Source organism: Levilactobacillus mulengensis, from assembly GCF_003946045.1.
GTDB classification, from domain to species: Bacteria; Bacillota; Bacilli; order Lactobacillales; family Lactobacillaceae; genus Levilactobacillus; species Levilactobacillus mulengensis.
This window is the reverse complement of the sequence record NZ_RHNW01000001.1, coordinates 207993-228764: the sequence shown is the minus strand read 5'-3', so window position 1 is coordinate 228764 and position 20772 is coordinate 207993. Positions and strand designations below refer to the sequence as shown.

Below are 20772 nucleotides of genomic sequence, written 5' to 3'. Positions count from 1 at the left end.
ATGGATAATCCAGATTACAAATCAGGTTTCGTCGCCATTGTTGGGCGGCCAAACGTGGGTAAGTCAACGTTTTTGAACCGCGTGATCGGCCAGAAAATTGCCATCATGTCAAACACGGCCCAAACGACGCGGAACAAGATTCAAGGTATTTACACGACGGATGAGGCGCAAATCGTCTTCATCGATACGCCCGGGGTTCACAAGCCTAAGAGTAAGCTGGGCGACTACATGGTGCAGTCGGCCATGTCCGCGTTAAACGAAGTCGATGCCGTTTTGTTCATGGTCAACGCCGCTGAAAAGCGGGGGGCCGGCGACAACTTTATCATCGATCGCTTAAAGAACGTCAAGGCGCCCGTTTACCTGTTGATCAACAAGATCGACCAAGTTAAGCCGGACGACCTGTTGCCCGTGATGGAACAGTACCAAACGGCGCTGGATTGGAAGGCCGTTTACCCCATCTCAGCTCTCGAAGGAAACAACGTTGATGAACTGTTGACGGGATTAGTCGACCACATGCCAAATGGGCCGCAATACTACCCGGCTGACCAAGTGACCGATCACCCAGAACGGTTCGTCGTTAGCGAATTGATTCGGGAAAAGATTTTCATGTTGACGCGTGAAGAAGTGCCGCACTCAGTTGCCGTGGAAATCGAAAGCATGAAGCAAAAAGACGAGGACCACGTGCACATCGAAGCCACGATTATCGTGGAACGGCCAACCCAAAAGGGAATCATGATCGGTAAGGGCGGTAGCATGCTCAAGAAGATTGGGACCATGGCGCGCCAAGACATCGAACACCTGCTGGGGAGCAAGGTTTACCTCCAGTTGTGGGTCAAGGTGCAACCTAACTGGCGTGACAAGGCGACCCTGTTGAAGAGCTACGGGTACCGCAAGGACGATTTATAAACTAGAAAGTGGGGATGGCTGTGGCACGAAACGTGACTGATTTTCACGGCATCCTCCTTTTTCGCCGGGACTATGCCGAACGGGATTTCCTGATTAAGTTTTTAACGGCGGAGTTTGGCAAGAAAATGTTTCTGGTGCGTGGCGCCAAGAAGAAGGGCTTCAAGATGGTGGCGGACATCCTGCCGTTCACGGTCGGTAGCTATGTCGGTGATATCGCCGACGACGGGCTGTCGTACATTCGCACGGCCAGGGAGACCAACCAGTATCAAAATATTAGTGGGGACATTTTCAAAAATGCCTACGCCACCTATATCATGAGTCTGGTCGATCAGGCCTTTCCGGACAGCCAACCGCTACCGGACTGGTACCACCGCGTTCAGCGCGCACTGACCCTGATCGACGATGGGGTGAACCCGTCAATCGTCACCAACATCATGGAAATTCAATTGATGCCGGCCTTTGGGGTCGCGCCGCAGTTGCAGGGGTGTGCCATTTGTGGGCGCACGGACCTGCCATTTGACTACTCGGAAAGCTACGGGGGCCTGTTGTGTCAGCAGCATTGGCAAATGGACCCGCGGCGCCTGCACCTGGCTCAGCGCACGATTTACTATTTGCGCCAGTTCTCCGTGATTGACTTGGACCGGGTCCATTCGATCAACGTGAAACCGCAGACGGAGCATGCGCTGCGCCAGCTGATGGATGAGATCTATGATAGTCAGATTGGGGTGCATCCTAAGAGCAAGCGGTTCTTGGATCAGATGCAGTCGTGGTCGGCGCGCCTGATGACACCACCGAAGACGGAAAGCTAAAACAACTCCTCCGGCTGGTGAAAACGTTAAATATAAAAGGAAACACAAAAATACCGTTCAGTTTTTCCATTTTGGAAATTCTGAACGGTATTTTGTTGGGGACATGGGACAATCTTTGAAAGGTTTCGCAGTCAGTGAGTGTGTTTCAGGCACTTTCGTTGATGTTACTGTTTGGCACGTTTTTAATAGCGTTGCTGACGTGCATTGACAAGCACAAATAAAAAGCCGCCCCGATGTAACTTTGGCCGGTTACGGGACGTCTTAGTTGTCGTTTTGTCTCTAGCTACCGCCTTTAAAGCGGCTTGCTGTGAGAGGGCCTGGTGTGCAACCACCAGGTCTTTTCGTTTACTCATGCATAATATCATGCTGAGGGTGCTCAATCAACAATTATCCCTTACACTGGGAAGTCACCTGTGCTTGTGCATCGTGATTGTAGCAGGTTGCTGCCAGTGAATTAATGGGTTAGAAGACCGAAAACTTCAACAGAAAATACCAATCAGTTTTTTTTGTATACATTAGCTTGTCTTGATGTCGCCCCACCAACCTGGGAGGAGGTCATCTAGGGTGACGGTCCGTCTGGTCGCATAGTCGGCCATGATCTGGGTGTGGCGGTTGTTGGGTGAAAACTGCAAGAGAGTTTCGCGACAAACACCACAGGGCATGCCGCTGATGCCGGTTGGTGGGGCGTCGCGAAAGGCGATTAAGCGTTGGACTTCTGTTTCACTACTAGTCGTGTACATGTTGAGCAATGCGACTCGTTCAGCGCAGAGGTTAAGGGTGCCGGACAAGCCCTCGATGCAAAATCCTGTGAAAATTTGGCCAGACTTACTTTGCAACGCACAGACCACGTTGTGTGCGTAGATAAACTCATTGACGGCTTCCGGGTGGTAGAGCGGTTTTGCCGCCTGGTAAAGCTGTTCCCAAATGTCCAAAAGCAATCACCTCCCAATAAAATTAAGGTTAATTTTAGCACAAACCAATCGGTAGTGCAGAACAGTTGGCGGGTGGATATTCCATTCGTAAAATCAATATGATAAGTAGTCCCTTAGTGGATAGATATGATTAAGGTAGGCGATTGTCGTTCGACATGCTATTCTGGAGATACGATTTTCAGAAAATGACTGGCAAGATTTTGTGATCACTGGGGGAGAATAATTTGGGGATGATTTGGCACCGCTTGAACCGCCGCTGGCTCATGGTAGCGTTTGGACTGGCAGTTAGTGTGGCAATGGGACAATTCTTACAGAAGTTGCCCCGATTAGTTGGACACAATCCGTTCTTCTTGTCACCCTATACGGAGTGGCTTGGCATTGATAATTTTAGTGCACTTGCGATGGCGTATTATTTGTTACTACCGCTGCTTGCAGTGTTGCCGGTGGGGAGTCTGTTGCAACAGGACCTGCGCAATGGGTTTCACTATCAGTTGCGGATGAAACGGTCGGTAAAAACGATTTTTCGGGGGTATTTCGGTTGGTCGTTTATTTTAGGGGGTCTAGTCGTGAGTGGACCGCTAGTCATGAACTTGCTGGCCTATTTACTAGTTCTACCCAATTTACAGCCGGATAATCTCCTACATAGCAATGTCTTGGTGATTCAGGATAATACGATCAATGTGGGATTGTTCTATGCGCATCCATTCTGGCACGCGATGTTGTCGATTGGCATGGTCTTTGTCTGGGGCGCCTTGCTATCGTGTCTGGTCACGGGCTTAAGCTTTTTTACGACTAAGCCGTTTGTGGCGTTCAGTAGTATGGTGTTTGGACAGATTGGTCTGCTGATGGTGGATAATCTCAACTGGTTGCCCCACAGTTTGGCACCCGCTAATCTTTTGAAGGAATCGGCTAGTGCCAGCGTGACGGGATCAGCGTTAGTGGTCCTGACGTTAGGTTTAGGCGTTGTCACTTTTGGGCTGATGACAGTTGGCTGGCGGCGATACCTTTATGCGTAGACTCTGGCGACAGCAATTTCATCAGTTACGGTTGCGTTGGCGCAGTGGGTGTCTGCTCATTGTATTCATGAGCCTCTTTTTAGCTGACCTGTCACGAGAAACGTTTCAACCAGGGGTAACTGCGCCCACTATTTATGCGTATCTGTTCAGCAGTCAGCTGTTCAGCACAATCTATTTGCCCCTCTGTTTGATGGCGGGGCTCAGCCTTTTCGACTACCGGTTATTGGATTATGGTCGAGTGGGTCGCAAGCGGGTTTGGTTTTGGCAATTGTTGAGCCAAAATCTCATCCTGCAGGGGATGTTATGGGGACTATGGACGGGCGGCCTGTTGTGGCGAGGCTATTTTTTAGGTCATTGGGTAGCCGTAAAAATTATACTGTGGGGATGCTTGCAAATGGGTATGCATCAAGGATTCTTTGTTACCCTCAGTCTGATTTTGTACTGGTCACTACGCAAAAAAGTCGTGGCCGTACTGGGTACCTGGCTGTTGGAAGTGGTCGGCTTAGATTTATTACGGCAACCCGCCTCGCCATTTTTTAAATACATACACCTGGCCCCGTTTGGCAGTCATTGGGTAGCTGCCTTAGTTGTGTGCTTGGGCTGGGGAGTGGCGCTGATCGGGTTACGTTGGCTGATTGATTGGCGCGATAGCTAGGGGGGAGACCATGGCACTCATTCAAATGGAAAATGTAAGCAAACGTTTCAAGCACCAATCAGTCTTACGAGATGTTTCATTGGAGATTGAAGCGGGCACCGTCACGGTATTGACGGGCATTAACGGTTCTGGCAAGACGCTTATCTTAAAAGCCATGCTGGGGTTGATGAAAACGCAAGGGATAATCAGGGTCAAACAAACCCCCATCAAGGTCGGTCAAGCCTATCCAATCACGGCAGGAATTATGATTGAGGCCCCAGTGTACTCCCGGAGTTTTCGGCGTTAGTTAATCTGCAGCTGATTGCTGATCTGATGCCGGGCGTGACAGACGATGCGCTGTTAGACCTATTAACGGAATTTGATTTGCCGACTTCACGTTCTGCTAAGGTACGTCACTTTTCGCTAGGGATGAAGCAGAAATTGGGAATTGCCCAGGCAGTATTAGGGAAAAGTGAACTGATTGTTTTAGATGAACCCACGAATGCGTTGGATGCGGCCAGCATCAAGAAATTAGTTGCCTACATAAAACAATTACAAGCTGGTGGGAGCACGTTGGTGATTGCCTCGCATGACCAGGCCTTCGTTGCCGCCGTAGCGGATCGACAGCTACGCGTTGAAGCGGGGACCGTTAGATGATGAGAAAACGACAGCACTTTATTGGGGGACTGCTGGTAGTTATCGCCTTCGTTTTAGGGGGTGCTTGGCAGTTTCAACGGTTGAATCGTGGTGTGACGACCAAGCCAGTTGTCGAGCAAATTGTGCAGCCACATCAATGGAGCGGAAGCCGGAAAGCTCAGTTCAAAATGCTGGCAGCCACGCAGCGAACAGTCACCGACGGCAAGGAAGTCACGCTGCATTTATTCATGCAATCGATAAAGCCAGCTAACTACGGTTTTCACGCCAATAATTTAAATATGATTGAAAATATGTGGCTAAACATTCCGTATAGTATCAGTAATCAATCGCGCGGCATGCAACATCCCGATGGACGGTATTACACAGAAAGGGAATGGCAACAGCCGACGATAAAAGATGTGACTTTGCGCTTCCTGGTGATTCCTAACAGCTATCGGCAACGCCAACAATCTGCGCGATTTAGCTTCCTGGTCCCAGAACGTTCAGACCAGTTTGTGAAGTACTCTGTGTTATTGAATCTGGGTCATGATGGATCGGTTTTAGCCTAGCGAATGGAAGATTTGACTATCGTTGGATGGAGAGAAGATGGTGCCCTCAGAAATTGGGGACGCCATCTTTTTTTGACCTGTATTTCAATACGGTCAGTTATTAGACCCTGCCACATAGTCGGTCATGGTTTGAGTGTGGCGGCTGTTGGCCGTTAACTTTCAACTCTTAGTCAAGGCAACAGAGAAAATTGGAATGACTCCGCAAGTAGTGAGCATCCGCTTTACCAGAACCACAAGGGATTAGATTTATTCTCAGCCGCTTTCACGGTTAAAATAGTAATCGAAAACAACTACTCACTTTCAAAACAATACAGCTAGCTGTATAATTATCAATGAGGTGATGACATGAATAGTGACCAATTGGTTTCTTGGAAATTAGTCTTACTGGGACGACAGATTCGCCACCAACGAAATCTCTTTGTCCGGAACCTATCGTTAACGAGTGCGCAGGCGGATGCCCTGCGATTCTTCACGGACCATCCCACGGGAACGATTACGGACTTCAAAGAACAGCAACAGGTGACCCACCAGACGGCTCGACTCATGGTCAAGCGCCTAGTCGACCGGCAGTTGTTAGTCTTACAACCGAACCCCGCTGATGGCCGGGCTAAGTTGGTCGCGTTAACACCAGCGGGGCGGGACAAGCTTCAACAGTTAAATGCGCACATCAAGACGACCAGCCAGGCACTATTTACCGGGTTCACGCCCGCCGATCAGCAGCAATTATTGGCGATGCTCGGCCGAATCGGTCAAAATTTGGAAAGGAACTGAGGTCGTGTGAAAACACGCTTATACACGAAAGATGTTAAATTAGTTTTAGCCGCTAGCTTCTTCTTTTTGATGAGTCCGATGCTGGTCAATCCCATTATTGCGGGCTTTTCAAGTAATGTAGGGGCTAACAGTGTGCTTGCCGGAATCGTTGCCGGGATGATGAACCTGACATCACTGCTTCTTCGGCCGTTAGCAGGGAATCTGACCGACCGTTTTTCTAAGTATCGCTTAAGTTCAATCGGCGCCGGCTTTATTTTGATTGCCTGCATTGGGTATGGGGTCTCCACGGCGGTGCCCCTGATCATGCTGTGGCGGGTCGTCAACGGGATTGGCTACACGCTATGTTCCGTTTGCATGGCGACCTGGATGGCAAGTCTGTTACCGGCCGACCGTATCGGCGCGGGGATGGGCATCTACGGGATTGCAAATGCCTTGGGCATGGCAATTGGACCCGCCGTTAGTGTGTTCCTGTACCATCACTTTGGGTACCGCAGTGTTTTCTGGGTGGCAACTGGCTTCATTATCCTGTTGCTCCTGACGATTCAGTTTGTTGGGGATAAGAGTGTGCCCCATCCCGATTACCGTAAAAGTAAGGGCCAGCACGAAAAATTACGGCTGGTTCAACCCAAAGTCGTGCCGGTGGCGGCCATTCTCCTGTTGTTCTCACTACCATACTTTGCCACGCAGACGTACATCGTGAGCTACGTCTTTCACCGGGGCTTTGCCATTCCGGCGGGGGCCTTTTTCCCCGTCTACGCGTTAGTTCTGTTGGCGATGCGGTTAATTCTTCGGGATGCCTTTGACCGAGTGCCGTTTAGAAAATTCTTCTGGATTTGCCTGGGGTGCAACCTGATTGGTATCGTGGGACTGACCGATATGGACAACTGGGCCATGCTGATTGTGGGTGCGGTGGGTTTAGCTGCCGGCTATGGACTGATGTTCTCCATTTGCCAGGCCAAATCACTGACGCTGGTTCCCAAGGCCGACCGGGGACTTGCCAACAGCACGTTCTACATCGGAATCGACCTGGGGATGACGCTGGGGCCGATGCTGGCGGGGGTCATTACGACCTTCCTGCCATGGATCTGGCTCTATCCGGTCATGGCCATCACGTTGCCCGCCATCGTCGGGGTCTATTGGGAAAATCGACGTGGCCTGGCTTAATGGCTAACAAATCAATGGGCCAGTTGTCGTTGTCGTGGTAAACTAACTTCATATTGAATTTTAATTGAATTCTTACTATTTTGACATAAAGGGAGTTCTTACATATGAAGTATCGGCAATTAGGCAAATCAGGCTTACGCGTCAGTGAATTAGCATTGGGCAGCTGGCTCACGGATGTTAGTGATGCCGCCAAACAGGACCTGGCCGCGCAGAGCATCAAACTGGCCTATGAAAGTGGCATTAACTATTTCGACTGTGCGGACGTGTATAGTCGCGGGGCCGCCGAACGTTTCTTGGGCAAGGCCCTCCAACAGTTCCCCCGCAAGGAATTGGTGGTTTCCAGTAAGGTTTACTTTCCATCTGGCAAAGGCGTCAATGACCGTGGCCTGTCACGGAAACATATCACCGAATCCATCGACCAGTCGCTGACCAATCTCCAAACGGATTACTTGGATCTGTACTTCTGCCACCGCTTCGATCCACAGACGCCGCTAGCAGAAACCCTGACGACCTTGAGTGGCTTGGTCGATCAAGGCAAAATCCTCTACTATGGGGTCAGCGAATGGACGCCGGTGCAAATTTTAAAGGCGGAGCTGATCATTCAAGAACGTGGGCTACACCCAATTACCGTGGTGCAACCCGAGTACAACATGTTTGATCGCTACATTGAACATGAGCTGTTGGACCTGTGTGGCGAGCTTGGACTGGGCGTCGTACCATTTTCACCTTTAGCACAGGGACTATTGACTGGGAAATACCGGCAGGGTCAGCCCGCACCGGCCGGATCCCGGGGCACGTTCCAACCAGACCTGCAGGCGCAACTGGTGCCAGAAAATTTGGCAAAAGTGGCAGAACTCGCTAAGATGGCCGCAGAATTGGACACGGATCTGGCAACCTTTGCGTTGGCCTGGGACAAGCGGGATGCCCGTATCTCCAGCCTGATCATCGGGGCCAGCAAACCCGAACAGCTACAGAATAATTTAAAGGCCGTTGACCTGGAGATTCCAACCGAGTATGAAGCTCGTATTGATAAACTATTTGGCTTTAAGAAGTTTTTCCGCGAAATTTAATGAATCATGAAGCACATTCGACCGCTCGACTTGAGCTGGTGGATGTGCTTTTTTAATTGCTAAAGCGTATGTCTGTAAAGACTTCGAAAAGCTTTTGTATCAAGGTTGTAAAGCACATTGACAGGCATTTTACACACTGCTAACTTGGAAAATACATAAGTGAAGGAGTGAGTAAATGACTGGATTAGATTTTTCCGCGATCTTTGGTAAAGCTCAGCGGCTGACCACGGCGGACGACCCTGGTTGTTTGGTGACCGTGCCAGCACCAACTGGTAGTGGGAAGACATACGGAATTATTCACTATATTAGTCAAACGGTTGTCAACACAACTGACAGGCGTTTCTTTTTCGTCACTGTTAAAAAGAACAATTTGCATATCGCAGATTTTCGGGCAGCCGTTGCGCATGAATTTGAGCAGAAAAATGGTCCGTTTAAGACTTCAGCAGCTCGTGAAGCCTATCTCAACCGGACAATCGCTGTATTACACGCCTTAGAGGAAATAACGGGTGAGGTCATTACCAGTCAATTCCCAGCAGAACTATCAGCAAGTGAAAAAGTTAAACAAGCCTTGGGTAACTTGCAAACCTATCATGAACGCTATAATCAGCAGCCAGAGAAACAGTCCCTGGCCGGCCGTAATGATTTTCAAAATTTAAAATTGGCGTACACAACATTTAAACGAGAAGTTATCAAAATATTGCGACGAACGTTAATGCTCAGCGACCCACTGACGAAGGCGGATAAGGTGACGCTTGAAGAATATGTCAATGCGGATGAGACGGACTTAGCACACTATTTGAATCAGTACTTTCCCGAAATCAATCTTAAAAAATACCAGTTGGTGCTGCTCACATGGGCAAAGTTTGTGCGGACCTTTCCGTCTTTTTATAGTCAGAGGTCCATCCCAGTCACTGCCACTAGTTGCCTCGGCAACGCCACGGTTATTTTAGATGAAGTTGATGAGATGAAATCTCAACTGGTCGATAAAATTATTGATGACGCAACGAAGGTCCCACTGGATTTTCTGTCATTGTTTCGGGAAATCCGAAGCGGCGTCAATAATCTACAAAAGAAACGACCAGAAGACGTAATGTCTGTGCTGCGGCAGCGGGGAAAATTTGGTCAACTAAAGAAACGAGTCAATCACCTAGCCGCACAGTATGAACTAACGGAAGACTATAAAACAATTGATGCGATGACGACGACTAATTTTATCTTTAATCTGGACAGTCTCACGATTAGTAGTAGTCACGGGTGGTGGAGTCACCGTGACCTTCCAGGCAGGCGGGTTGTTTTATCCGGACAACGTGTTGTGACGAATGATTTAAAATTTTATCAAATGATTCAAAGGATGAGTCAGTTTTTCAGTAGCTTTATTCACCTGTTGGTCGAATGGGCTGGGAAGTATTGTCAGCAAGTTAACGCGCAACGATTGGTGATTGAAAATCAATTGGAACTAGAAGATGCAATTGCCACAATTTGTGATTGCCTGTGGTTATCCGTTGACTCCAAGAAATTAGTCCTCGGCATGTATCATCAGGCGCCTTTGAAATACCGTAAAACGGTGAAGCCCACAACTGATGGTCAGTGTGGCCGCTACCTGCAACGAAACGGCCTGCAACTGATTGCCTTAACGGATAGTGATGCCCATTTGAATCGAACAAAGATTAGTGCGGCGTTAGTCCAAGAAACCCCAGAGAAGTTTCTCATTCATCTGGCTAAACGTGGGGTAGTGGTCGGCATGTCCGCGACGGTTAAGGTTGATACGGTGATTAACAACTTCGATTTCAACTTTATTCGTGAGCAGTTAGGCGACCGACTCATAGATGGGTTGGCGGATTTACCTATAAGTGTTCAGAAGCAATTTGACACTAGTCAGCGCTGTCGGGCAAATGGGGCTAAAGTGATTGTCAAGGAAACGGCTAAGGTACAGGTCTCTGCTGAGAGCGGCGAGTGCATGCGCCAATTAATTCATGAACTGTGCCCTGAGGTTGCCTTGGGTCCCGAGCAGCTGGGACAGTTAAGGACACTTGAGATGCTGGTCAAACAAAAGATGCGAGAAATTTATAGCACTTATCCGAGTAAGGGTGAACGGCAACTGGTTTCGTTTGTTCAGCAACGCTATTTGGATTTGTTCATGAGTTTTATCTGCTTTCTGGGATTTTCAGATAAGACGACCTTCCTGGGATTACAAAGCGTATTGCCCAAGGTAAAAGGGGAGGAAAATGAAATTCAGATGTCACTGAATTTTGTGACGCAGGTCTTTAAATTACTGTCACAGTTACTGTGTACAGATGAGCCGCATCAACCACAATTACGACCAATTGCCAAAAAGTTCACGACAGATGAGCAATTGGTTGACGACCAAATTACGGCCGCACTTAAGCTGCCATCCAAAGAAGAAACACGGGTGTACTTACTGAGCTCGTACGCCACCTTGGGGGTTGGTCAAAACCTTCAACACAACATCGGAACACTTGAGGCAGGTAAGACAGTTGACATATCTCCGGCTGATGCCAATTCGAATGATCCACGACGACAGATGGTGGATTTAGCCGGAATCTATTTGGGACGGGTCACGAATATTTTCACCCTGGTTCCGCAAGTGGCAACCGAAAAAAGTAAGGCGCAGTGGATTCGTGCCTGCTATGAATTGCTGAGTTTGGCAGACAATAGTGAGGTCTCGCTCCTGGATATTAGTAAATATGCTAAGAAGCAAAGCTTAGGAATTCCGGCCAAACAATTTCGAAACACAATTAGTTATGTTGGCGCCCATACGCAGGTTATTTTGCAAGCACTCGGTCGAATGGACCGGTCATTTAATAAGCTGCCAGAAACACTCGTAATTTTAGGAGCGGATGTCCGGAATTACTTTAACGTATCCATGCTGGCTGACTATCAGTTGGGACCTGAAGCCCAGGCCATTCGCAACCTGCAACGAGAAGCGGCCGATTCGGTTCAGACGAGCGAGAAAATTCAGTTTGAACGCTGGTCTAACCGAACTCTGGAAACGCAGCATGCGGTTAATGAAATGGCGGGCCAACTTCAGAAGGATACCAAGACTGCTAACCGGTATCAAGATTTTAGGGAGCACTTATTATGCCAGCCCACACCCACTTTTGATCAGTACCATCAGTGGGAGAAGAAACCAGAGGGTGCCTATTTAGACAGCGAGGTAAGTCAATATCAGGTTGCCCGATCCGGTGAGAACTTTACGTTTGGAACGGATAGTCGTGGGACGGAAGAAGTTTCTGCTGAGACGGCGGGACTGCCTACCCTGCTGAAATATCCGGGGATGCAGGCATATTTCGATTCTCAGGGGTGGGCAACCACTTGGGAGAAGACTGGGTTTATTGTCAATCCGGTTCAGTTTGATAATTACTTGGGGATACTTGGCGAGGTTGCCGGCAAATTTATTCTTGAGGACCGCTGGTCGGTTAAACTCAGGACGCTCTCTGCAGATAATCATGAGCTCTTTGATTTTCAAACGGCGGACCACGTTTATCTTGATTTTAAGAATTGGCGGCATCCTCACAATCAATCGGCCATAGCAGAACGCAGGCATGTGCAAGATAAACTGAATCGTCTGACTGATGCGCAAGAGCTACACAGTAGGCGGGTCCTCATCGTAAATTTGATTGAAACGACTGGGACACAAAAATTTGTGCCGAAAATAACGCGTAATGGACAAATTATGGAGGTACCGCAGTTGTTAGATGCACAGGGGAAATTTGCTTTGACGCCTGAACAGGAAAAAATGATGGGGGACTTTTTAAATGGTAGATAACGTACCGGTAGCTTTGACAAATTTAGTGGACTATGAATTCAATGAAGTCGGCTTTAATCAGCGATTGCGGTTAATTTTAGTTGAAACGGACCATCCCGGTAAACTACCAAGTTGGTTCGATGCTTGCCCAGTTTTAGCGATTCATAAGTTGGCGAAGCAATACGATGCTCAGGCAGGTAAGGCAATTGGTCCCAGTCGGTATTTAGCATTGATGGCCAAAAGCCAGCCAATTCCGCAAGAGATCACCGGCGTTCACCCAAAAATTGTGACACTGCAGCAGGCTATCCAGCAGAAAATTACCCCGGACACAATTGTTATGCTCATGCTCAAAGCAGTCAAGCAATGTCAGTTTGATGATCAACTCGTACTCAGAAATCAGCGAGCCACTGACCGTTTGTTATTAGTGCATAGACAAACAGAAAAAACGTTGGTTGCGGTCGAGGTCGACTTAAAAGATCATATTTTACAATTGCGCACGCGGACCTTTAAACCAGTGGTGGCACCACAAAAAATGGGTTTTTTAGCCAGTGACGGGTGCCTGAGGTGGTCAGCTATGGCACCCGGACAACTGTGGGACCAGCATCATGTTCATGGCCGGAAAAACACGATTGATTTCTTTACGCTGCGGACACTGGCTGATTTCGCACAAACCAAGGTGGGCCTTCAGAATGCCCTTCTGAAAGATCTCAAGCAGGCGTACGGGGATTGTTTCTGCCAGTTGCCGCATTTTCACGCCAGTGAGGTGATGGCTTATTCGCCAAAAACAAGGGTGCCAGCAATCAAGCAGGTGATGGCGTTACTAAAAGGTCAGAGTCTGCATTTTGTCGGTGATGCTGGCGAACCCCACGTTTGGGCGTTAGTCGCGCATTTGGCGGACAGAGTCCAGACCAGCCCCCAACTTGTACAGGCGGGAGTGACAGTCTCGGTCGGTGAGCGAGCTGTGGCAGGATTAAATCTGCAAGTCGTGCTGGACGAGCAGGACCCACGTTATCAAGTTGGTCGTAATGATCAAGTAATTCAACATTTAACCTTTGAGAAGTTTGGGGACTTTGATGCGGACAAACAGCAGTATCAGTGGCAGGGTGACCAGCAAGCTGACCTGATGGCGAATAATCAATTCTTGATGACGGTAGTCCAGCTGCTAGTTAAACGGGATATTTCGGCCGGAAAGCTACGGTTGCCTACAGCTGTGAAGGCAGACACCGCTGGTCACTTTAAGTATTTGTTTTTCAATAGACTGAGCAAACGGGCGGAACCGCTAAACCTTGTTGTGACGCGCTTAACCATTACACCTGATCAACGAGTGATTTTTGAAGAGACACATATTCAAGGCGAAATCAACGATTCTACCGCAACTGAGCTCCAGCAAACAGTTAAAAGAATTTTGGCTGCAACTGGGGAAAATCCCTATTTGTTACAGGGGGCTATTCAAAGCCAATCTGGTCTCTTTGCCATCTATGGGACGGATTTGATCACGGTCCCAGATGCAGAAAAAATTACTTCTCAGTTGCATTCGGCCAGCGAAGAAAATTTAGTTAGTCGACAGAATCTGTTGACGGTTGCCCAGGGGTTGGTTATCGACCAGAAGCACGTGTCGCAGCAGCAACAGCTGATTGCCGAACTCACACAGCTACGGAAGACCGAGTTGACGATTCGAGAGTTGCGAATGACCCTTAAATTGAGCTGGAAGCTGAACGCCATGAAAGCGTTCAACGCCGCGTTTCATCAGGCTCAGGGTCAATGGTTAAAGTTGCCGATTCGGCAAAAGGCGTTCGAAGCATACTGGACAGGAACTTGTGGGATGGGCTTGCTTGAATTAAATGGCGATACCTATTACTTTATCGGGCGCAATAATCCGCTAGAAGCCCAGCAGAAGCGGGCGATTCCCTTGAAAAAAATTGTGGCGATTGGAAGTTTGCAACCGAAGGCAGACGTGTGTGAAATTTTCCATGAGCTAGAATCACTCATGCAGGTCGGCTTTGTCCGATTGAATCAATACACCGTCATTCCGTTTCCCTTTAAATATTTACGAGAATACACTGATCTTCGGCGGCATCGGACAAACCAAATAAAGGGGGCCTCCGCTGCCAACACGGATTAATACCGTTTCCCCTAAATCCATTGACAACCCCACCCCAGACGACTATCATAAAACTCAGTTAAATAAGTCGATTATGATGAATGAAAAACGCAGTGGTTGTTCTCAGCGAGTCCGGGGTAGTGTTAGCCGGATAACGGGTGCTGTGGGTTGGCACATTCGGAGTCGTTTCCAAGTAAGCTGCTAGTCAGTCTGTGACTAGAAGTAGGGTGGAACCGCGAAAATTTTTTCGTCCCTACGTGAATTTGCCTCGGTGAATTCTCGTGGGGATTTTTTTGCGCTTATTTGTTTGAAATTTAAGGAGGAAACAGCACCCATGACAGAAAAACTGTCCATGCAAGCAATCATTTTAAAGTTACAACAGTACTGGTCCGCACAGGGCTGCATGCTGATGCAAGCTTACGATACTGAAAAAGGGGCCGGGACCATGAGTCCTTACACCTTCTTACGGGCGATCGGACCAGAACCTTGGAACGCCGCTTACGTTGAACCTTCTCGCCGACCAGCCGATGGTCGTTACGGGGAAAACCCCAACCGGTTATATCAACATCACCAGTTCCAAGTGATCATGAAGCCTTCACCTGATAACATTCAGGAACTTTACCTGAACAGTTTGAAGGAACTCGGCATCAACCCGCTCGAACATGATATCCGGTTCGTTGAAGATAACTGGGAAAACCCATCCATGGGTTGTGCCGGTGTTGGTTGGGAAGTTTGGTTGGACGGGATGGAAATCACCCAGTTCACCTACTTCCAAGTTGTTGGGGGGATGGAAGTTGATCCCGTCACTTCCGAAGTGACCTATGGGTTGGAACGGTTAGCTTCCTACGTGCAAGACGTCAACTCCGTCTTCGACCTGGAATGGGCCGATGGCGTGAAGTACGGGGACATCTTCAAGGAGCCCGAATACGAACACTCCAAGTACAGTTTTGAAGAAAGCAACCAAGACATGTTGCTCCGCCACTTCGACGAATACGAAGACGAAGCCAAGAAGCAAATTGCCAATGGTCTGGTGCACCCAGCTTACGATTACATCCTGAAGTGCAGCCATACCTTTAACCTGCTCGATGCCCGGGGCGCCGTTTCCGTTACTGAACGGGCCGGCTACCTGTCTCGCATCCGGAACATGGCCCGGGCCGTGGCGCGTGCCTTCGTTGCTGAACGGAAGAAGCGTGGGTTCCCATTGGTCAAGGATGAAGCCTTACGTGCAAAACTATTAGCAGACGATGAGGAGGCCAAAAAATAATGGCACACACATTTTTACTTGAAATTGGACTAGAAGAAATGCCAGCCCACGTGGTGACGCCAGCTATCAAGCAACTGGTCAAGCGCACGGCTGACTATTTAAAGGAACAACGAGTGGACTACACGGACATCAAGCCGTTCTCCACGCCCCGGCGCTTAGCCATCCAAATCAGTGGCTTAGCCGACAAGCAAGAAGATATCAGCGAATCCGTCAAGGGACCCGCTAAGAAGATCGCTCAGGATGCCGATGGTAACTGGACGAAGGCCGCTATCGGGTTTACCCGTGGCCAAGGTCTGACCCCGGACGACATCACCTTCAAGGAAATCAAGGGGACCGAATACGTTTACGTCGACAAGTTTATTGCCGGTGAACCCGTTGCCGCCGTCTTGGCTGGCTTGAAGGACGTCATCACGGCCATGACCTTCCCAACCATGATGAAGTGGAGCACCCATCACTTCGAATACGTTCGGCCAATTCGTTGGATCGTGGCGCTGTTAGATGCCGACGTGATTCCGTTTAGCATCCTGGACGTCACGACCGGTCGCAACACCCGCGGTCACCGTTTCTTAGGGACCGACGTGGACGTTGCCACGGCTGCCGACTACGAAGCCGACTTAACCGCCCAGTTCGTCATTGCCGATGCCGACAAGCGCAAGGCCTTGATCAAGCAACAGATTGAAAAGATTGCGGCCGACCACAGCTGGACGGTCAACATTGACGCTGGCCTGTTGGAAGAGGTCAACAACCTGGTTGAATGGCCAACTGCCTTTGAAGGGAGCTTCGACGAGAAATACCTGACCATCCCCGAAGAAGTTCTGATCACCTCCATGCGTGACCATCAACGCTTCTTCTACGCGCGCGATGCCAGCGGCAAGCTCTTGCCTAACTTCATCTCCGTTCGTAACGGGAACGACCACGACCTCCAAAACGTGGTTGCCGGGAACGAAAAGGTTCTGACGGCCCGTTTGGAAGACGCCATGTTCTTCTACACGGAAGATCAAAAGAAGACCATTGCCGATTACGTGGAACGGCTCAAGTCCGTTAGCTTCCACGATAAGATTAGTACGATGGCCGAAAAGATGGACCGCGTTAAGGCAATCGTGAGCGTCTTGGCGAAGCATTTCGACTTAAACGATGCCCAAGCCAAGGCCGCCTTACGCGCCAGCGAAATCTACAAGTTTGACCTGGTGACCGGGATGGTCGGTGAATTCGCCGAACTCCAAGGGGTCATGGGTGAAAAGTATGCCTTACTGCAAGGTGAAGACCCAGCCGTTGCCCAAGCCGTTCGCGAACACTACGAACCTATCTCAGCCGATGGGGCCTTACCAGAATCCGTTCCGGGTGCGGTCTTGGCCTTGGCCGACAAGTTCGATAGCATCTTGACCTTCTTCGCTGCTGGCATGATTCCTAGCGGTTCCAACGACCCTTACGCTTTGCGGCGTCAGGCAACCGGGATCGTGCGGATCGCGCGTGACCAGAAGTGGTCCTTGCCAGTCGCTGAATTAGCCAGTGACTTTATCACCGCCGAAGACACGGCTAACGTGGCTCCTAAGCTGGACCAAGCTAGTCAAATCGACGCCATGGTGACCTTCATTAAGGACCGGATCCGTAAGATCTTGCGTTCTGCTAAGCAGCGTCATGACATCATCGATGCCGTGACCGCCGGCTCCAGCAGTGACGTCTTGCAGATCTTCACGGCCGCTGACATTTTGGCCAGCCACGCCGCTGACGACAACTTCAAGGCCGTCATCGAATCTCTGACGCGGGTGATTCGTTTGGCCCAAAAGGCCCCAGCCGAATTGGCCGACGCCACGGTCGACGCCAAGCTGTTTGAAAATGACAGTGAAGGTGCGCTGGACCAGGGTGTTGCCGAAGTTGCTGCCGCCGCTGGCAAGGGCTTAGATGCTCTGTACGCTAGCCTGGCCGGCATCCAACCAACCATTGCCGCTTACTTTGAAGCCACGATGGTCATGGACAAGAACGATGCCGTTCGGAACAACCGGTTAACTGAACTGAGCCACTTGGCAACCTTAGCGTTGACCTTGGGTGACTTGGACCAATTGGTCGTTAAATAAATAACGAAGTGCGTTTGCGAAACGTTCGTCATTCCCAACAAATGGGATGTGGCGGGCGTTTTTTGTTTACCCTTAACTGGGCTTGCCACCGTTTGTTCGGTTCCAGTTGTTACTGGTGAATTTGGCCGGCCATATCGACGCAGTGGCCCTACACTGTAAGCAATTTAACGGCTAGGAGGTGAGGCCGGTGCTTCTACCAGGAGTTAATCGTCGCTACCGGTGGGGCTGGCGGGTGGTTAACGCGGGCCTGTACGGCGTGTACCGGGCGCACGAGCAATGGCCCGGACGTTGGCTTGCTGGGCCCGGCGCGTAGGGAGTCAGTTTGCTTGCATCACGGCGTTGTCAGTTTTAAACTAGTGCTCCTGCAACTTTCAGCGAGCACGGAAATGGGATGGGAACATGCTATTACCAAGATTTACGCACGGGGAGTTAACCCGGTTTGTGTGGGCCAACTTAGGGGCTTTAGCCATCTTGTGGGTGTTGCAAATGGCCAAGATCCACTGGGTGGCGCTCTCGTTGCGGACATTGTTTATCATTAGTATCATTGCCGTGTTAATGGACTACGGCCCCTTGGTCGTGAAGCAGGCCAGCAATGCCAGGACCGTCGATCACATTCGCCTGGACCTGAACGTGACCTTCAGCGCGTACGGTCTGCTGTATCTTCTGACGCCCCGGGCATTCAGTCCCCGGAATCCGGCGGAGAGTCTGGCGTTGCTGGGCTTTTTATTTTCCGTTGGGGCACTGGTCCTAGCCTACGTGCCACGGAACCATTACGTGGGGATTCGGTTTCCCCAAACGTATGCCTCACCGGTCGTCTGGCGCAAGACCAACTTGCTGGGCGCGCGTCTGGGCTTCGTGTGTGGGGTGATCTTTTTCCTAGCTGCTGGCCTATTCGGTGCGGACGTTGGCACTGCGGCTTTACTGCTGGGCGTGATTGGCCTGGTTATCGGCACCTGGACCTATGCCAACCGGTTGTTCCAGCGTGGTAAATAGGGGAGTCGGCCACCGGCGGCTTTTTCACAAGCGGCCAGGGTTTTCCCGTCAAACGTGAGTCACAAGTGTTGACACCAGCTGTAATAGGAGTAGTATGTATAGTGTATTTTTACGCACGTAGGGCCAATTAAAGAGTCGCACTTGTCGGATTGCCGGGGTGCGACTTTTCAAGGCTACGGGCGCAACGGGATTCACGGTAAGGGAGTGATGGTGTGGCGAAGATACCCGAAGACGTGATTGAAACGGTGCGAACGGCGACCAACATTGCTGATGTGGTCGGCCAGTACGTCCAGCTCAAGAAGTCCGGGAAGAATCTGTTTGGTCTCTGTCCCTTTCATGAGGAACGGACGCCCTCGTTTTCCGTGTCGGAAGACAAACAGATCTTTCACTGTTTTAGTTGTGGTCGCGGGGGCAACGTATTCAAGTTTCTGATGGAACTAGAACATGTCAGCTTTCCCGAGGCCGTCGTCAAGGTCGCTGACTTTAGTCACGTCGACCTCGACAGCGAGTACCGCCAGGACGCGGCGGGGCCCAAGATGGACTCCAAGACCAGTCAACTCATCGATCTACAGGAACAAGCGGCCAAACTTTACCACCACATCTTGGTGAACACCGAGGCGGGGGAACCAGCGCTGAATTACCTGCATGACCGGGGCTTGACGGATGAGACCATTGAGACCTATCAACTGGGGTTTGCCCCCAGCCAACGCCTCTTAAAGCCCTTCTTTGACCAGCACGAGAGCGACTACCAACTGCTGCGCCAATCGGGTCTCTTCATTGAAGATGCCGAAGGGGAGTTACGGGACCGCTTTACGGAGCGGGCGATGTTTCCCCTGCGGAATGCCAGTGGGCACGTGGTGGCTTTCTCGGGCCGTCTGATCAAGAAGGCCGATGACCAGCCGAAATACTTAAACAGCCCGGAAACGCCGCTGTTTAACAAGAGTCGACTACTATTCAACTTTGATTTGGCACGCCCAGCCATTCGGCAAGCGGGGGAAGTCACCCTGTTTGAAGGTTACATGGATGTCATTTCCGCTACCCAAGCGGGGGTGAACAACGGCATCGCCTCCATGGGGACTAGCCTGACCACCGAGCAGATTTACGCGATCGAACGGACCACGGATAAGCTCAACGTGTGTTACGATGGGGATGAACCCGGTCAACGGGCCATCTCCCGGGCGTTGACACTACTGGGACAGCACAGTCACCTGAATTTAAGCGTCATTCAGTTACCGGAGGGGCAAGACCCCGACGAGTACCGCCGGGCGCACGGTGACGAGGCCTTTCGGCAAATGCTGACGACGGCCAAGGAGCCGCCCCTGCAGTTCAATCTGCGGTTCCTACGGCGTAACCGGGCACTGGATACCGACAGCGAACAGTTGGACTATGTGAATCAGATCATGCCGCTGTTGGCCCAGGTCCAAGAACCCGTTGAGTTGGATATGTATTTAAACCAAGTCGCCAACGAGTTTCACATCGACAAGGCCGCCTTGCAGGCGCAGCTCAAGCAAACGCAGCGGGATTCCGCGGCCAAGCAAGAACGCGAGCGTCCGCGGCAGGCGACCCAAGCGCAAGTCGCGCCGCCCGAGTCGCCAGTGACCGTGCATCAACAGCAACGGCCACTGACGCGGCTCGAACGGGCCGAACGCCTGTTACTGGTCCGCTTGCTCCATGACCGCAATGTCTGGGCAAAGGTTAGCAACATTGACGGCTTCAGCTTTGTGCACGATGATTATCAAGTGATCTACACCTTGGCCCAAGGTTATTTCCAAACGCATCAAACCTACCGTACTGCCCAGTTCACGGACTTCTTAAAGGAAGACCGGCTGCAGCAGATTGTCATCGATTTAGAAACGGCAACTTACGCGGCGGTCACCCCGCGTGAGATTGATGACTATTTAGCAATCATTATGGATGAGGCTCCGGTCGAGGAACAACTTCGCCAGAAGAAGAATCAACTAGCGCAGGCCTCGCGACTCGGAGATGCCGAACAACAACGGCAATTAGTCATTGAGATTGTTCAACTGGAGCAACAGCGCCAAGCGAACAAGCAACTTTAGTCTAGG

16 protein-coding genes and 1 pseudogene are annotated in these 20772 nt (G+C 50.4%); 15 read left to right on the top strand and 2 right to left on the bottom strand.

Annotated features, from left to right (window positions below; all coding sequences use genetic code 11):
- Both era and recO read left to right on the top strand, forming a co-directional pair.
- Complete coding sequence (era, locus tag EKM84_RS01040) at positions 1-906, top strand: GTPase Era (protein WP_125762762.1); 906 nt, start codon at positions 1-3, stop codon at positions 904-906.
- 14 nt (positions 907-920) lie between these two features.
- Positions 921-1715 (top strand): DNA repair protein RecO, encoded by a 795-nt coding sequence (gene recO / locus EKM84_RS01035; protein WP_191988052.1) that lies wholly within the window; start codon positions 921-923, stop codon positions 1713-1715.
- A gap of 182 nt (positions 1716-1897) precedes the next feature.
- Here the strand turns inward: recO and EKM84_RS14100 are convergent, their stop codons facing one another.
- Both EKM84_RS14100 and EKM84_RS01025 read right to left on the bottom strand, forming a co-directional pair.
- Positions 1898-2068: a hypothetical protein gene (locus EKM84_RS14100; protein ID WP_164511266.1), complete on the bottom strand. Its 171-nt coding sequence runs from the start codon at positions 2066-2068 to the stop codon at positions 1898-1900.
- A 162-nt stretch (positions 2069-2230) separates the two neighbouring features.
- On the bottom strand, positions 2231-2647 hold the full coding sequence (locus EKM84_RS01025; protein ID WP_125762760.1) for a cytidine deaminase family protein: 417 nt from the start codon (positions 2645-2647) through the stop codon (positions 2231-2233).
- Positions 2648-2877: 230 nt separating this feature from the next.
- On the opposite strand from EKM84_RS01025, the gene EKM84_RS01020 reads away from it, so the two are divergent.
- From EKM84_RS01020 to dnaG, 13 genes and pseudogenes are all read left to right on the top strand, one after another.
- Positions 2878-3663, top strand: a complete 786-nt coding sequence (locus EKM84_RS01020) for a hypothetical protein (RefSeq protein WP_225418106.1) — start codon at positions 2878-2880, stop codon at positions 3661-3663.
- The gene (locus EKM84_RS01015; RefSeq protein WP_164511265.1) at positions 3656-4318 is read left to right on the top strand and encodes a hypothetical protein; all 663 of its coding nucleotides are present in this window, start codon (positions 3656-3658) and stop codon (positions 4316-4318) included. The genes EKM84_RS01020 and EKM84_RS01015 overlap by 8 nt, the downstream gene beginning before the upstream one ends.
- 10 nt (positions 4319-4328) lie before the next feature.
- A pseudogene (locus EKM84_RS14475) lies at positions 4329-4954 on the top strand (ATP-binding cassette domain-containing protein).
- Positions 4951-5502, top strand: coding sequence for a hypothetical protein (locus tag EKM84_RS01000; protein WP_164511264.1), 552 nt, complete (start codon positions 4951-4953; stop codon positions 5500-5502). The pseudogene EKM84_RS14475 and the gene EKM84_RS01000 overlap by 4 nt, the downstream one beginning before the upstream one ends.
- Positions 5503-5847: 345 nt before the next feature.
- Positions 5848-6273, top strand: coding sequence for a MarR family winged helix-turn-helix transcriptional regulator (locus EKM84_RS00995; RefSeq protein ID WP_125762748.1), 426 nt, complete (start codon positions 5848-5850; stop codon positions 6271-6273).
- 6 nt (positions 6274-6279) lie between these two features.
- Positions 6280-7437, top strand: a complete 1158-nt coding sequence (locus EKM84_RS00990) for an MFS transporter (protein ID WP_125762746.1) — start codon at positions 6280-6282, stop codon at positions 7435-7437.
- A gap of 104 nt (positions 7438-7541) precedes the next feature.
- Positions 7542-8507 carry an aldo/keto reductase family protein gene (locus tag EKM84_RS00985; RefSeq protein WP_125762744.1) on the top strand — a complete coding sequence of 322 codons (966 nt, stop codon included), beginning with the start codon at positions 7542-7544 and terminating at the stop codon, positions 8505-8507.
- A 175-nt stretch (positions 8508-8682) separates the two neighbouring features.
- Entirely contained in the window at positions 8683-12294 is a 3612-nt protein-coding gene (locus EKM84_RS00980) for a hypothetical protein (protein ID WP_125762742.1), read from the top strand.
- On the top strand, positions 12284-14395 hold the full coding sequence (locus tag EKM84_RS00975; RefSeq protein ID WP_125762740.1) for a hypothetical protein: 2112 nt from the start codon (positions 12284-12286) through the stop codon (positions 14393-14395). Before EKM84_RS00980 ends, EKM84_RS00975 begins: the two co-directional genes overlap by 11 nt.
- A 313-nt stretch (positions 14396-14708) precedes the next feature.
- Positions 14709-15638 carry a glycine--tRNA ligase subunit alpha gene (glyQ, locus tag EKM84_RS00970; RefSeq protein ID WP_125762738.1) on the top strand — a complete coding sequence of 310 codons (930 nt, stop codon included), beginning with the start codon at positions 14709-14711 and terminating at the stop codon, positions 15636-15638.
- Entirely contained in the window at positions 15638-17713 is a 2076-nt protein-coding gene (gene glyS / locus EKM84_RS00965; protein ID WP_125762736.1) for a glycine--tRNA ligase subunit beta, read from the top strand. Before glyQ ends, glyS begins: the two co-directional genes overlap by 1 nt.
- A gap of 399 nt (positions 17714-18112) precedes the next feature.
- Positions 18113-18706, top strand: coding sequence for an SdpI family protein (locus tag EKM84_RS00960; protein WP_125762734.1), 594 nt, complete (start codon positions 18113-18115; stop codon positions 18704-18706).
- Between the two features lie 212 nt (positions 18707-18918).
- On the top strand, positions 18919-20766 hold the full coding sequence (gene dnaG, locus EKM84_RS00955; RefSeq protein WP_125762732.1) for a DNA primase: 1848 nt from the start codon (positions 18919-18921) through the stop codon (positions 20764-20766).
- Positions 20767-20772 lie beyond the last annotated feature (6 nt).